The 14,734-nt window shown below is 44.7% G+C and carries 9 protein-coding genes; 7 read left to right on the forward strand and 2 right to left on the reverse strand.

The window, feature by feature from the left end; genetic code table 11:
• The first annotated feature begins 175 nt into the window (after window positions 1–175).
• From QUA40_RS16860 to QUA40_RS16870, 3 genes are all read left to right on the forward strand, one after another.
• Entirely contained in the window at window positions 176–535 is a 360-nt protein-coding gene (locus QUA40_RS16860; RefSeq protein ID WP_333127773.1) for a DUF433 domain-containing protein, read from the forward strand.
• Between the two features lie 61 nt (window positions 536–596).
• Window positions 597–923 carry a DUF433 domain-containing protein gene (locus tag QUA40_RS16865; RefSeq protein ID WP_333127775.1) on the forward strand — a complete coding sequence of 109 codons (327 nt, stop codon included), beginning with the start codon at window positions 597–599 and terminating at the stop codon, window positions 921–923.
• A 4-nt stretch (window positions 924–927) separates the two neighbouring features.
• On the forward strand, window positions 928–1,281 hold the full coding sequence (locus QUA40_RS16870; RefSeq protein ID WP_333127777.1) for a DUF5615 family PIN-like protein: 354 nt from the start codon (window positions 928–930) through the stop codon (window positions 1,279–1,281).
• Window positions 1,282–1,422: 141 nt separating this feature from the next.
• Here QUA40_RS16870 and QUA40_RS16875 read toward each other — a convergent pair whose 3' ends face one another.
• Window positions 1,423–2,181 (reverse strand): DUF3427 domain-containing protein, encoded by a 759-nt coding sequence (locus QUA40_RS16875; RefSeq protein ID WP_333127779.1) that lies wholly within the window; start codon window positions 2,179–2,181, stop codon window positions 1,423–1,425.
• 237 nt (window positions 2,182–2,418) lie between these two features.
• Entirely contained in the window at window positions 2,419–5,151 is a 2,733-nt protein-coding gene (gene topA / locus QUA40_RS16880; protein ID WP_333127781.1) for a type I DNA topoisomerase, read from the reverse strand.
• A 545-nt stretch (window positions 5,152–5,696) separates the two neighbouring features.
• Here topA and QUA40_RS16885 point away from each other — a divergent pair.
• From QUA40_RS16885 to QUA40_RS16900, 4 genes are all read left to right on the forward strand, one after another.
• Window positions 5,697–6,014, forward strand: a complete 318-nt coding sequence (locus QUA40_RS16885) for a hypothetical protein (protein WP_333127783.1) — start codon at window positions 5,697–5,699, stop codon at window positions 6,012–6,014.
• 34 nt (window positions 6,015–6,048) lie between these two features.
• Window positions 6,049–6,930: an AraC family transcriptional regulator gene (locus tag QUA40_RS16890; RefSeq protein WP_333127785.1), complete on the forward strand. Its 882-nt coding sequence runs from the start codon at window positions 6,049–6,051 to the stop codon at window positions 6,928–6,930.
• Window positions 6,931–7,109: 179 nt separating this feature from the next.
• Window positions 7,110–7,781 carry a VOC family protein gene (locus QUA40_RS16895; protein ID WP_333127787.1) on the forward strand — a complete coding sequence of 224 codons (672 nt, stop codon included), beginning with the start codon at window positions 7,110–7,112 and terminating at the stop codon, window positions 7,779–7,781.
• A gap of 168 nt (window positions 7,782–7,949) precedes the next feature.
• Window positions 7,950–14,726, forward strand: a complete 6,777-nt coding sequence (locus QUA40_RS16900) for a PAS domain S-box protein (RefSeq protein WP_333127789.1) — start codon at window positions 7,950–7,952, stop codon at window positions 14,724–14,726.
• Window positions 14,727–14,734: the final 8 nt, after the last annotated feature.

A 14,734-nucleotide genomic window follows, 5' to 3' on the forward strand; every position in this document is an offset into this window, starting at 1 on the left:
GATTTAACCACTCAAAAACATTAAACATTTTAGCACTTGATTAGATAAACTTATCACCACAAGTTCTGAAGAGCCAAAATTTCACGCTCGCTCGATTGCAATCTAGACTCAACTGATTCGGGCGATCGCACTATAATAGCAAATAGCTACATAATTCATAAATTCTAAAATATCCATGACGATCAAAGAATTAGAAACACAAGTTTTAGCATTAACGCCAACCGAGAAAGCTGAGGCAATCAGCATCTTAAACCCAAGCCTGAAAAACAGCGGCCGCCCGATTACAAAAACTCCCGGCGTGATGGGCGGTGATGCTTGTATTGACAACACTCGCATTCCCGTTTGGTTGCTCGCAAGCTATCGCAATGACGGCGCTATCGATGCTTTTATCCTAGATTGCTATCCCCATCTGAGTGCCACTGATTTAGTAAATGTTTGGGCTTATGCGGTCGCTTACCATGACGAAATTGAGGAAGCAATTAGACTGCAAAACGAGGCAGACGAAATTTTAGATACACCTGAAAATATCCAATAAATCTACTACGCTTTTGCTATAATAGTAAATACATACATATTGCATAAATCAAACAGGTTGTATGACAATCGCAGAATTAGAAGCACAACTCTTAGCCTTAACGCCAAGCGAGAAAGCTCAAATTATCCAATTATTAACCCAAAATTTAGCTAACACCTGGCAAGGAATTAGCAAAACTCCCGGTGTCTGTGGTGGTGATGCTTGTATCAGAAATACTCGGATTCCTGTTTGGGTGCTGGTGAGTTTCCGCCGCTTGGGTATGAACGAATCCCAACTCTTAGATAACTATCCCACACTAACTGCTACTGATTTAGCAAATGCCTGGGCTTATGCGGCTGCTTTCCCAGATGAAATTGAAATAGCAATCCGCGAGAATGACGAGGATTGAGATAATGGCGCGTCTTTATGCTGACGAACAATTTCCCAGAGTGGTGGTAGAATTGCTGCGCCCTATGAGTCACAATATTCTGACGGTGCAAGAAGCCGGAAAGGATAACAAAAAAAATCCTGACGAAGAAGTGTTAGCTTTTGCAATCAGTGAAAATCGGGCTGTTTTAACTCTCAATCGCCGTCATTTTATCAGACTGCACAGCTTGCACCATGACCATGCTGGAATAATTGTCTGTAGGGCAGATGATGATTTAGCCAGAATGGCTGCTAATATTAATGAGGCTATTTCCTCACTTGAAATATTAACAGGTCAATTGATTCGCGTCTATCGATCGGGGCCGCCATCTATATCTTAAGCCGATCGCCTGCAGGGTGATATGGGCAGGAAAGTCGATCGCACATATCGCCTTTGTTGCGGCTGAGGAGATTTTAGACCAGCGCGAGGTCAGGGATATGGGGTTTGGGCGATCGGCGTTGGGCGATGGAATAGCGATTTGTTAGGTTGCTGAATAATTGGCAGCCCTGTTCAATAGTAATGTCTTAATTTCCTCAATCGTAAGTGGTGGCGAACGTCGATGAATCATGGCATGACAATTGGGGCATACAGGACGTAAATCTTTTACAGGATTAACCTCATATTCTTCACCAATCTCAGAAAGCGATCGAAGATGATGGATGTGAATAAAGCCCTTTTCTAATTCTCCAAACACTTTCCCAAAATTAAAACAGCAGACATAGCAAGTTGCGCCGTAATGTTCAATACATTTTTGTCGCACAACTGGGTTGCGTTCATAGGCGTTGACTAATACATTACAGACTGTTCCTTCTCGGAAAGTCGTAGATGGAGAAACTTCATCAGGGGATATTCCTGTTTCAAATGTCCAAATGACTTTGACAGGTGCGATATCTTCTACTTCTGCTGCGTTTCCAATTCCAGCAAAGATGAAAGGTTCTGTGTTATCTTCACGCCATAAAATATAAGTATCGGTATCTACACTTAACATGGATTGAATGGATGGATTGTGTAATCGTGAAGTTCTTTTGCCATACCACTTCAAGCGATTTCCTATCCATTGATTGGCATAGTCATGACCTGTTCGTCCAGATGTTCCAACGTTGCAAAAGATGAACCAAGAATTGCCATGACGAGCATATCCTGTGTCCCAATTTCCTCCGCGAGTGTCTTCAGAAATTCCAATTATTCGATAAACATCACGTCTTGTATATCTCTGCCCAATTTGAAATGAATATGACATCAATCCCTCACCTGAAACACCTCACCAATTCGCTCGCAATACTGATTCGACAGACAATGTATGCAACTTTTTAATTTTTTATAAAAAAATGATATTCTTACCATAGCCTAACAGTCCATGCTAACAGTACAAACCTATTTATGCAAGTTGGTAACATATTTTAACAACTAAAAAACCGGGCGGGCACGGGGGCACCGCCCCTACACCGTCCGGGTTTCTCGATGAGTGAAAACTATACTAACTTGAAGTTGTCTTCTTCTTAGTCGCAGTCGCAGTCGCAGCCTTCTTAGTAGTCGTTTTCTTCGCCGCAGTCGTCGTCTTTTTAGCAGTAGTTTTCTTGGCCGCAGTCTTCTCAGTTGCAGTCTCCGATTTTGCCGCCGCCGTCTTAGTAGACTTCTTCGACTTGCTGCTAGATTTACCGCCTCCCGCTGCTTCCTTAGCTGCTAACAATTCCAGTGCTCTTTGTAAGGTGAAATTCTCCACAGATTCATCCTTCGACAAAGAAGCATTGATATCGCCGTGTTTCACGTAGGGGCCGTAGCGGCCATCGTAAACATTCAGCGGTTCTCCAGACTCAGGATGCGCGCCCAATTCCTTTAAAGGTGTAGCTGATTTGCTGCTGCCACGGGCGGCTTTCGGTTGCGCTAACATTTCTAATGCCCGATCGAGCATTATACTCAAAACATCATCCGGCGGCTTGATCGATCGATAATCTTTGCCTACCTTACCCTGGTCATGAACCACATAAGGCCCATACATCCCCAAATTAGCCTGCACCTTCGCCCCCGTCTCCGGGTGAGTGCCCAACAACCGAGGTAGAGTCAACAAACTCACCGCCATATCCAGAGTCACGCTATCCTTATCCGTCCCCTTCGGTAAAGAAGCCCGCTTCGGTTTCTTATTCGTTTCCGAAACTTCCCCTAACTGAACATAAGGGCCGTAACTGCCAATCAGCACATAAATCGGTTCCCCAGTGTCTGGGTGAAGACCCAATTTTTCCGGGCCTTCCATCTTTTGCTTTAACAGAAACTCCACTTGTTCCGGATCTAAATCTGCCGGAGTCAAATCTTGGGGAATCGATGCTTTTACCAGGCCTTCTTCGCTTTCAGATTCTAGATAAGCGCCGAATTTACCGATGCAAACTTTCGCCGAGATATTCTCCAATACCACAGTTCGGGCAACTTTCGCGTCAATCTGACTTTCCTGTTCTTTAACTTGGGTTGCGAGTCCCGTTTCCCCTGTATAAAACTTTTGCAAATACGGCAGCCATTTCGCCTCGCCGGTGGCAATTTCATCGAGGGTTTGTTCCATTCGGGAAGTAAAACCCGTGTCTACTAAATCGGGAAAATGTGTTTCCAATAAAGTTGTGACGGCGAAAGCGGTGAATGTCGGAATTAGGGCGTTTGCTATTAATTTCGCATATCCCCGATCGACAATTGTACCGATAATACTCGCGTAGGTACTCGGACGGCCCACACCTTCGCTTTCGAGCATTTTCACCAGAGAAGCTTCCGTGTAGCGGGCGGGAGGTTGAGTTTCGTGGCCAACTGCCCCTAAATCCTTACAATTAGGTTTATCCCCCACCTTCAGCGCCGGCAAAATCACCTCTTGGTCTTCCAACGCCGCATTTGGATCATCGGAACCTTCCACGTAGGCCCGCAAAAAGCCCGGAAAATCAATGCGTTTGCCGCTGGAACGGAAACCGGCATCTTCTACCTGAGTTAATACAGTGACGTGAGTTTGGCGCGAATCGGCCATTTGAGAAGCCACAGTCCGCTTCCAAATCAAATCATATAGGCGGAAATCAATCCCATCCAATCCCGTTTGCTGCGGAGTCCGAAAAGTGCTGCCGGCGGGACGGATAGCTTCGTGGGCTTCCTGGGCGCCTTTGCTTTTCGTGGTGTATTTGCGCGGTTGGGGGCTGAGGTATTCGCTGCCGTAAAGTTCCTGCACGCAACTGCGCGCTGCAGTGATCGCCTGTTCGGACAAATGCACCGAATCCGTCCGCATATAAGTGATAAAACCGCGTTCGTAGAGACTTTGGGCAATTCGCATGGTTTCCCGCGCACCCAGCCTTAGCTTGCGGTTAGCTTCCTGCTGCAAAGTCGAGGTCGTAAACGGCGGCGACGGTTTGCGGGTGACTGGCCGTTCTTCGAGATTGGTGACAGTCCAAGGTTTGTTTTGAATGCGTTCCAGTAAAGCCCGCGCCTGTTCTTCGTTCAGCAAAAGTACGCGGCGGCCGGAGATAATTTGCCCGGTATTTTCATCAAAATCGCTGCCGTTTGCAACTTTCACCTTGCCGACAGTCACGAGTTTGGCGTCAAAGGAAATCTTGCCCTTTTCCAAAAGGGCTTTTAAATCCCAGTAACTACCTTGGCGGAAAGCGCGGCGTTCCCGTTCCCGGCGTACCAAAAGCCTGACTGCGACAGACTGGACTCGGCCTGCGGACAAACCCCAAGCGATTTTCTTCCACAGTAGCGGAGAGAGTGTGTAACCGACGAGTCGATCGAGAATTCGGCGAGTTTCTTGGGCTTGTACGACTCGATTGTCGATATCGCGGCAGTGAGTCAAAGCATCGCGGATAGCTTCGCGGGTGATTTCGTGAAACACCATCCGCTTGATGGGAACTTTGGGTTTGAGGATTTGCAGCAAATGCCAGGAAATGCTTTCACCTTCCCGGTCTTCGTCAGTGGCTAGAATCAGTTCTGTGGCGTCTTTGAGGGCGTCTTTGAGTTCTTTAACAATTTTCTTTTTATCTTTCGGGATGACGTAGAGGGGTTCAAAGTCTGCCTCCACGTTTACGCCGAGTTGCGCCCATTTTTCTCCTTTAACGGCTTCTGGTATTTCTTCGGCGGAGGATGGTAGGTCGCGGACATGGCCCATCGATGCCTCTACACGGTAGGTGGAGGGCAGGAAGTTGCGGATGGTGCGGGCTTTGGTCGGAGATTCGACGATGACTAAGGTTGACATGGCATCTTTTAAATATGGATGGCAGCGCAGCTAGAGGGTCTAAGTTAGAGAGTGTAGGTCAGATGTCAAGGCTTCTTTCAACTTTGGGCGATTATTTTCAAACTACCTTAATTTTTAAGTTACTGCCGATCGGGTGGCAGGTGACAAGCTGATGGGATTTTACTGCTTTCGGGGCAGAGGCTGCGAATCGCGTCTCTACAAGATGCACGGGATGATGACCTGACTTTAGCAGAATTGCCGGTAACTGGATTTTGAGACTGCTGGATGCGGGCCGATGGTTCCTCAATCTGGTTGTAACTTGAAGGTTGGCGAAGGTTGGGGCAATCGATTTTAGATTTTAGATTTTAGATTGGGAAAGATTTACTGAGTATAGGTTTTAGATTTTAGATTTTAGATTTTAGATTTTAGATTTTAGATTTTAGATTGGGAAAGATTTACTGAGTATAGGTTTTGGACTTTGGTACAGTACGCTGTGCAGCAAGCATGGCGATCGGAAAAAAAGCAATCACAGGGGATTAAAATTACTTGAGCGATCGCTCAAGTCTATGAACAATGCTATGACATTTGAATTCGACCATCTTTTTATCCTTACTGATATTGGTGCTTCGGAAGCTAATCGTTTATCATGCTTCGGTTTAGTTGAGGGTGGATCTCGCATTCACGCTGGGCAAGGTACAGCCAATCGCTGTTTCTTTTTCCATAACGCAATGTTGGAATTGTTATGGATTCACGATCCAGAAGAGGCGCAATCTGAGCCAATTCGTCAAACTCGTCTTTGGGAGCGATCGACGAAGCAGGTCGTTATGTATCAGAACAAACAGCCGCAAATTCAGCAATTTCTGTCAGGCTTTAGTGAGCTTTAAGAGATAGCCTTTAGATAGCCAAGGAGGACACTTTGTGAATGCAAAAGCTTTTGACACCTATCGCTCTAGATTTCTCAAATTACTTGAGTACATTGATTCCCATCTGGACGAAAATCTCACAGTAGATCGGCTCAGCATTGTTGCTGCGTTCTCGAAATATCATTTTCACAGACAGTTCTCTGAGTTTTTCGGGATCGGTGTATACAAATACGTCCAGTTAAATCGCTTGAAGCGCGCTTCTTATCAGCTCGCATTTCGCGATCGCCAGATTGTCGATATCGCGCTAGCGAGTGGTTACGAAAGCCCTGAAGCATTTGCTCGCGCATTCAAAAAGATCATAGCACAGACTCCTTCTGAATTCAGAAAGCAGCCGCAATGGGAACCTTGGCACGCCACTTACCAAAAATTAAGCCAACTGAGGAACCAACACATGAAATCGGATACATACCGTGAACAAGTCAAAATCGTCGTATTCAAAGAAACCAAGGTTGCTGCCCTCGAACATCGGGGAGATCCGCAGCTAATCGGCAACTCTGTCCGCAAATTCATCGAGTGGCGCAAGCAGCACAATCTACCTCCCAGGGTTAGCAAAACTTTTAATATTATCTACGACAATCCAGCCGAAACTGCGCCGGAAGACTATCGCTTGGATATCTGTGCAGCCACGGATTGTAATATTACAAATAACCCTTTGGGGGTGGTAGCAAAAACTATCCCGGGCGGTCGTTGTGCCGTACTGCGGCATACTGGATATGATGACAATCTTGGTGATACTATAACCTATCTCTATTCCGAATGGCTGCCACAAAGCGGTGAAGAGCTGCGAGACTTTCCGCTATATTTTGAAAGAGTCAGTTTCTTTCCAGATGTGCCTGAATTTGAGGCGATTACGGATGTGTTTCTGCCCCTAAAGTAGTTGAGTCTAACTAATGCCATTTCTAAAAATCTTTGCTGCAACATAATTATTGGGTTTGTTCACAATAATTTTTGAATTACCCAGGTGCGTCGCTATGAGATTATCGATTTTTTTAGGGATTTTGAATGGCGACGCACCCTACAGCTAAAGTAGTTGAGTCCAATTAACACATAACTTTTATGGCGTTTGAATTTGACCATCTTTTCATCTTGACCGATCTTGGTGCTTCGGAAGCCGATCGCCTATCATCATTTGGTTTAATCGAGGGATCGTCTCGCATTCACGCTGGGCAAGGTACAACCAATCGCTGTTTCTTTTTCCATAACGCAATGTTGGAATTGTTATGGATTCACGATCCAGAAGAGGCGCAATCTGAGCCAATTCGTCAAACTCGTCTTTGGGAGCGATCGACAAATCGGAACAATGGCGCCTGTCCGTTTGGAATCTGTTTGCGTCCAGCCACAGGTTCTGCTGACACAGTTGCATTTTCTAGTTGGGCATATCATCCACCTTATTTACCTGAGACAATCAGCATCGCGGTAGCAACAAATAGCGATAATTTGACTGAGCCGATGCTTTTCCAGATTCCATGGGGCCAACGTCCCGATCGATACTCGGCCCAGAAGTCACCACCTCTGAATCATGGTGTTGGTTTCCGCGAAATTACTCGCGTAGAATTAGTCAGTCCTGCTGCCAATAATTCCTCACCTGAACTTCAAGCAGTGCTTGAGACAAATCAGCTAAAGTTACGGATAGGAACCGAGTATTTTGTCGAGCTGGGTTTTGATGGAGAAGTGCAGGGACAACAGGTAGATTTCCGACCTGGATTGCCGCTTATTATCAGTTGGTAATCAAAACCCGTAAAAATTAATAATATGGCTTCAGTATCCAACGAGGTGTGATCGTTCGTACAGAACGCGGACTGACAAGTTCAAACAGATTAAAGGCAATTGAGAACTTTCCAGGTTTACTGAGTAAACTAGAGATATACTAACCCCCAATTTATTGAGGACTGGAAAATGGATACAATTACTGACCTGCCGGGGTATCGCATAACAGAACAACTCTATGCAGGATCTCGCACTCTAGTCTATCGCGGTATTCGGGAGAGCGATCGCACTCCAGTCGTCATCAAACTGCTGCGAAACGAATACCCCAGCTTCAGCGAACTACTTCAATTCCGCAACCAATATACCATTGCCAAAAATCTCCACCTCCCCAGTATTGTTAAGCCACTCGATTTAGTAGCCTACAAAAACGCCTATGCTTTGATAATGGAGGACTGTGGAGGAGTTTCCCTCTGTAGTTATGTCAAGGCAGCAACTGATCAAAACCAACCTTCTCAATCGGTATTTTTAGAAAACTTTCTTAACAAGGCACTGCAACTAGCAGATATTCTCCACTCTCTCTACCAAAACCGAGTTATTCATAAAGATATCAAACCCGCCAATATCCTGATTAACCCCGATAGCGGACAAATTAAACTCATTGACTTCAGTATTGCTTCCCTGCTGCCGAGAGAAACCCAAGAAATCCATAATCCCAACATCCTTGAAGGAACCTTAGCTTATCTCTCCCCAGAACAGACAGGAAGAATGAATCGAGGTATTGACTATCGGAGTGACTTTTATTCCCTCGGTGTGACCTTCTATGAATTGTTGACAAGACAGTTACCCTTCGAGTCAGACGACCCTATGGAATTAGTGCATTGTCATCTAGCCAAAGAGCCGATTCCGGTGTATGAAATCGATCCCGCCGTTCCCCTAATTTTATCCCAAATAGTCAGTAAACTGATGGCGAAGAATGCAGAAAGTCGCTATCAGAGTGCATTAGGACTCAAGCACGATTTAGAGATTTGTATTGCTCAATTACAAAAAACAGGTAAGATTGAGACCTTTACATTGGGAACGCGGGATATTACAGACCGTTTCCTCATCCCCGAAAAGCTCTACGGCAGAGAAATTGAAGTTGATAATTTATTAGCTGCTTTTGAAAGAGTCAGTATGGGCAGCACGGAAATGATGCTTGTGGCAGGTTTTTCTGGCATTGGTAAAACGGCAGTCGTGAATGAAGTTCATAAACCGATTGTTCGTCAGCGCGGTTATTTTATTAAAGGCAAATACGACCAATTTCAGCGCAACATTCCTTTCAGTGCTTTTGTGCAAGCATTTCGAGACTTAATGGGGCAATTATTGAGCGAATCCGATGCTGAAATTGAGCAGTGGAAGACTAAAATCCTGGTAGCATTGGGCGACAACGGACAAGTTATTATTGAAGTCATTCCCGAACTAGAACGGATTATCGGACAACAACCCCCAGCCCCAGAATTATCAGGGATAGCTGCTCAAAATCTGTTCAATTTACTATTCCAAAAATTTATATCTGTCTTTACCACAAAAGAGCATCCATTAGTGATGTTTCTGGATGACTTACAATGGGCGGATTCGGCATCTTTAAAGTTGATGCAGTTCCTCATAGGTGAATCCCAGTCCAGTCACCTGCTACTAATTGGAGCCTATCGAGACAATGAAGTTTCCGCTGCCCATCCCTTGATGTTGACTTTAGATGAAGTCACTAAAACAGGGGCAACTGTCAATACCATCACACTTGCACCTCTGGCTCGAACCAGTTTGAATCAATTAGTAGCAGATACGCTGACTTGTTCTCCTAAATTAGCAGAACCGCTGACGGAATTGGTGTATCAGAAGACAAAAGGCAACCCATTTTTTGCGACGCAGTTTCTCAAGGCATTGCATCACGATGGATTAATTATTTTCGATATCAAAGCCGGATATTGGCACTGCCATATTAGCCAAATTACAGAAGCAGCACTGACGGATGATGTAGTTGAATTCATGGCGCAGCAGTTACAGAAATTGCCCGTTGAAACTCAGTCAGTTTTAAAAGTAGCCGCTTGCATGGGCAATCAGTTTGATTTGACAACATTAGCAATTGTTTCGCAAATCTCGGAGACGGAAACAGCAACGGCCTTGTGGAAAACTTTACAGGAAGGTTTTGTTTTACCTCAGAGTGAGATTTATAAATTTTATGTAGGGGAAGAAGAAAAGATCGATCGAGCTACTTCTCAAACAGTTTCCTATCGCTTCTTGCACGATCGCGTTCAACAAGCTGCTTATTCTTTAATTGCTGCCGATAAAAAGCAGCCAACTCACTTAAAAATTGGGCAACTCCTGCTCCAGAATACCCCGAGTCAAGAACGGGAAGAGCAGATTTTTGCCATTGTCAACCAATTGAATGTGGGATTGGAGTTAATTTCTCAACCAGCGGAACTCGAAGAACTGGCGCGGTTGAACTTGACGGCAGGCCGGAAAGCCAAAGCATCCACAGCCTATGCCGCAGCCGTGAAATACCTAAGTACAGCGATGGATTTGCTCTCAGGCGAGAGTTGGCAAAATCAGTATGATTTGACTTTAGAAATCGTTGTGGAAGCGGCAGATGCCCAATATCTCAACACCAATTTCGCGGCCGCAAATACCTTAGTTGAAATGGTGTTGCAGCACGGGAAAACGCTGCTCGATCGTATCCCCGCTTACGAGATTAAGATCCAAGTTCACATGGCGCAACACCAATTGAACGATGCCATTGATACGGGATTGCAGGCATTAGAACTGCTAGGCTACCCAGTTAACCTGAGCGAGCAGGAATTTTTAGTGGAACTGCCCACTTTAGAATGCTTGGAAGACTACCCCACCATGACTGACCCCGCACAACTAGCAGCCATGCGGATTCTTAAAGTCAGCTTTGCTCCTGTTCTAGTAGGCAGACCGCAAATTCTGCTGCCAGTAATCGTCAGACAAGTGAAACTTTGTGTTGAAGGCGGTCACTCTCCTTTGGCATCAGCAACCTATGCTTGGTATGGCACGCTCTTATGCGGCCCTTTGGGCAACATTGATATCGGATATCAAGCAGGGCGGCTGGCACTGCAACTGCTCAAACACTTTGAAACCAGGGAACACAAAGTTGTTACCTATAATATGTTTTACACCTTCGTCCACCATTGGAAGGAGCCTTTACGAGAAAGTTTATCTCCTCTTGCCGAGGGGGTACAGATTGGGCTAGAAAGCGGGAATTACGAATATACAGGTTACTGCATCACCAACTATTGTTTCTACATATTCCTGGCGGGACAAAATTTAGAAACCGTTGAAAGCGAACACAAAAAATACCATGACTTGTTGCTGTATTTGAAATGGGAACACTCTATTTCTATATCACAAATATGGTATCAATTATTGTTAAATTTGTTAGGAAAAGCAGTCAATCCGCTCCAGTTAATTGGTGAGATATTTGACGAATATACCATGTTGTCGCAACTCCTAGAGCATAACGATCTCATTGCTCTGTTCCATGCTTTTTTAGCCAAAACAATTCTGTTTTATTTGCTCGAAGACTTCGAGGAAGCAGTGGAGAGTGCAGCTAAGGCAGCTATTTACTATAACGTTGGGTCAGAAAATTTCGTCGCTTTGCACTTCTACCAATCCCTAGCACTGCTGGCGAACTACCCCAACGTCAGTTTGGAAGAGCGATCGCATTACCTAAGTCAGGTTGATGCCAATCAGGAAAAAATGCAGCTTTGGATGCAGCACGCTCCGATGAACTACGAGCATAAATATTATCTGGTGACCGCAGAAAAACATCGAGTTTTCAATCAAAAAAAAGAAGCCCTAGAATTCTATGATCTCGCGATCGTAGGAGCCAAAGAAAACAAATACCTTCAAGAAGAAGCGATTGCCAACGAACTAGCTGCCAAGTTCTACCTGGACTGGGGCAAAGAAAAAGTAGCCGCCAGCTATATGCAGGAAGCATATTACTGTTATGCCCGTTGGGGAGCTAAAGCCAAGGTTCGACACTTAGAAGAAAGATATCCGCAGTTACTTCAAAGCATTGCGAAGCGAGAGACTGTATCTATAAACAGCACCCAGCCGATCACTTCAACCACAATGACCGATACAAGCATACTAGATTTGGCGACAGTGATGAAAGCCTCGCAAGTGCTTGCTGGGGAAATTGTTCTCAACAACTTACTAGCAAAATTACTAAAAATTGTCTTAGAAAATGCAGGCGCAAGTTCTGGCTTTCTCATCTTAGATAGAGGAAGTGATCTGTGGATAGAAGCAGCGGGGACACTTGAGTCAGACCAAGTATTTGTGCCTCAACCTGTGTCAGTTCAAAACAGCTTATTAGTCCCACTTTCCATAATTAATTATGTTGCCCGAACTCAACAAGATGTCGTTCTGGATGACGCGCGTATATCTGAAAACTTTCTCAAGGATTCTTACATTAAATTGCATCAACCTAAGTCCGTTTTGTGTGCTACTATTCAAGGGCAAGGTCAACTTATCGGTCTTGTTTACTTAGAAAATAATTTAACTACAAGCGCGTTTACTCCCAACCGTTTGTCAGTAGTCAGAATGTTGTGTTCCCTAGCGGCAATTTCTCTTCAAAATGCCCAACTCTATGACCAATTAGGGGAATACTCGCGAACGCTGGAACGTAAGGTTATAGAAAGAACCCAAGAATTGCAACAGGAAATGGCTGTCAGAACGCAGGCAGAAATAGCGTTGGGCCAGTCTGAGGAAAAGTTTTCTAAAGCCTTTCGTTCCAGTCCTAACCCGATCGCGCTCGCGCGGTTCGCAGATGGACGCTACATCGAAGTGAACGACAGTTTCCTCAGCACTTTTAGTTACTCTCGCGAAGAGGTAATTGGTTTTACAGCAATTGAGTTGAATCTTTGGGTTAATTTAGAAGAATGTGACAGATACAGACAACTATTGCAAGAATCAGGAGTGCTTCGCAATCAGGAATTCGATTGTCGTACTTCCGCCGGCGAGGTGAGGAAGATGCTGGTATCAGCAGATATTATTGAGCTGGGTGGAGAAGCGTGTATTCTCTTAGTCACGAACGACATCACCGATCGTCAAAGGGTAGAAGAAGCGCTCAAAGAAAGCGAGGGGAAATATCGCGACTTAGTTGAAACATCGCAGGATATGATTTGGTCAGTTGATGCTGAAGGGCGTTATACCTTCGTCAACGCTGCCGTAAAACAGATTTTTGGCTACTCGCCTGAAGAAATGATAGGGCGAAAATTCAGTGATTTCAAGACACCTGAACAACTTCTCAAAGATAACGAGATATTCCAATCTCTCCTGAACGGAGAGTCCGTTTTTCATTATGAAACTATACAATTAGCTAAAGACAGCAGACCTATCAACCTCCGGGCAAATGCAATTGTAGTGCGGGATTCCGAGGGAAATATTCTAGGAATAACTGGCACAACAAGCGATATTACCGAAAGCAAAAAAGCAGAGGCAGCCTTACAACAAGCCAAAGAAGTAGCAGATGCGGCTAACAAGGCTAAAAGCGAATTTTTATCAAAAATGAGTCACGAATTGCGAACTCCCCTCAATGCGATTCTCGGCTTTACGCAAGTGCTGGGCCGCGACTCATCTCTTTCTCACATACAGCAAGAACATATCGGCATCATTAGTCGCTCTGGCGAGCATTTGCTGACCCTGATTAATGACGTGCTGGAAATGTCCAAAATCGAGGCTGGTCAGATTACCTTAAATCCTACTAGCTTTGACCTGTATTATTTGCTCACTTCTCTCGAAGAAATGCTCAAACTAAAAGCAGATTCAAAAGGTTTAGCACTTAGTTTACACATCAATCCTAATATTACTCAGTATGTAAAAACTGACGAAAGTAAATTGCGTCAAGTCTTAATTAATCTGCTAGGAAATGCGATCAAGTTTACTACGAAGGGAAGTGTGACACTTCGGGTTGCAGCAATTAGTGCGACGAAACAAAAGTCTCCAACAGACAACGAACTGCGGACTATTACATTTGAAGTGGAAGACACGGGCCACGGCATTGCTCCTACTGAGGTAGATTCTCTATTTGAGGCTTTTGTACAAACTGACGCGGGTCGGAAATCTCAAGAAGGAACCGGCTTGGGTTTACCCATCAGCCGACAATTCGTACAACTGATGGGAGGAGACATTACCGTCAGCAGTACCTTGAATCGAGGAACGATTTTTAGTTTTAATATCCAAATTAGCTCGCCTGACATGGCTGAAATTCAACCTCGACAATCAACAAAACGGGTAATTGGTTTAGAACCCAACCAAACCCCATATCGCATCTTGGTGGTTGATGATAAATGGGAGAGCCGTTTGCTATTGGTTAATCTTCTCGAACCGCTTGGCTTGGAGGTGCGCGAAGCAGTAAATGGTGAAGAAGCTATTAGAATCTGGGAAACTTGGAAGCCTCACCTAATTTGGATGGATATGCAAATGCCTGTGATAGACGGGTATGAGGCCACCAGACAAATTAAAGCCAAGATTCAAGAGGAGGCTACCCCGATTGTTGCGTTGACCGCTAGCGCTTTTGAGGAGGAGCGAGCCATTGTTTTAGCATCAGGCTGTGACGATTTTGTGAGCAAGCCTTTCCGAGAAGAAGTTATTTTTGCGAAAATGGCTGAACATTTAGGGGTACAGTATATTTATGAAGATTTACCGAACTTTACATTATCTCAGCTTGAGGGTCAAGACTTGAGTGTAACAGCAGGGGAAAAAACTGAAAATTTAAGGACAACTTTGGCGACACTGCCTGCGGAGTGGGTGACACAGTTACATCAAGCAGCTATCGATGCTGATGCAGAGCTAATTTTAAATTTAGTCGCCGCGATTCCTGAATCTAATACTTCTTTTGCGGAGGCTATCGCCGATTGGGCTAACAACTTTCGTTTTGATAAAATTACTAACTTAACTGAATAAAATATTCC

It is taken from the genome of Microcoleus sp. Pol11C3 (genome assembly GCF_036701485.1).
Classification (GTDB): Bacteria; Cyanobacteriota; Cyanobacteriia; order Cyanobacteriales; family Microcoleaceae; genus Microcoleus.

Bases quoted from the DNA above. Each gene is read 5' to 3' on its own strand.
- QUA40_RS16885 (WP_333127783.1), top strand. From the start codon at position 5,697: ATGAACAATGCTATGACATTTGAATTCGACCATCTTTTTATCCTTACT.
- QUA40_RS16895 (WP_333127787.1), top strand. From the start codon at position 7,110: ATGGCGTTTGAATTTGACCATCTTTTCATCTTGACCGATCTTGGTGCT.
- QUA40_RS16870 (WP_333127777.1), top strand. From the start codon at position 928: ATGGCGCGTCTTTATGCTGACGAACAATTTCCCAGAGTGGTGGTAGAA.
- QUA40_RS16860 (WP_333127773.1), top strand. From the start codon at position 176: ATGACGATCAAAGAATTAGAAACACAAGTTTTAGCATTAACGCCAACC.
- QUA40_RS16865 (WP_333127775.1), top strand. From the start codon at position 597: ATGACAATCGCAGAATTAGAAGCACAACTCTTAGCCTTAACGCCAAGC.
- QUA40_RS16875 (WP_333127779.1), bottom strand. From the start codon at position 2,181: ATGTCATATTCATTTCAAATTGGGCAGAGATATACAAGACGTGATGTT.
- QUA40_RS16900 (WP_333127789.1), top strand. From the start codon at position 7,950: ATGGATACAATTACTGACCTGCCGGGGTATCGCATAACAGAACAACTC.
- topA (WP_333127781.1), bottom strand. From the start codon at position 5,151: ATGTCAACCTTAGTCATCGTCGAATCTCCGACCAAAGCCCGCACCATC.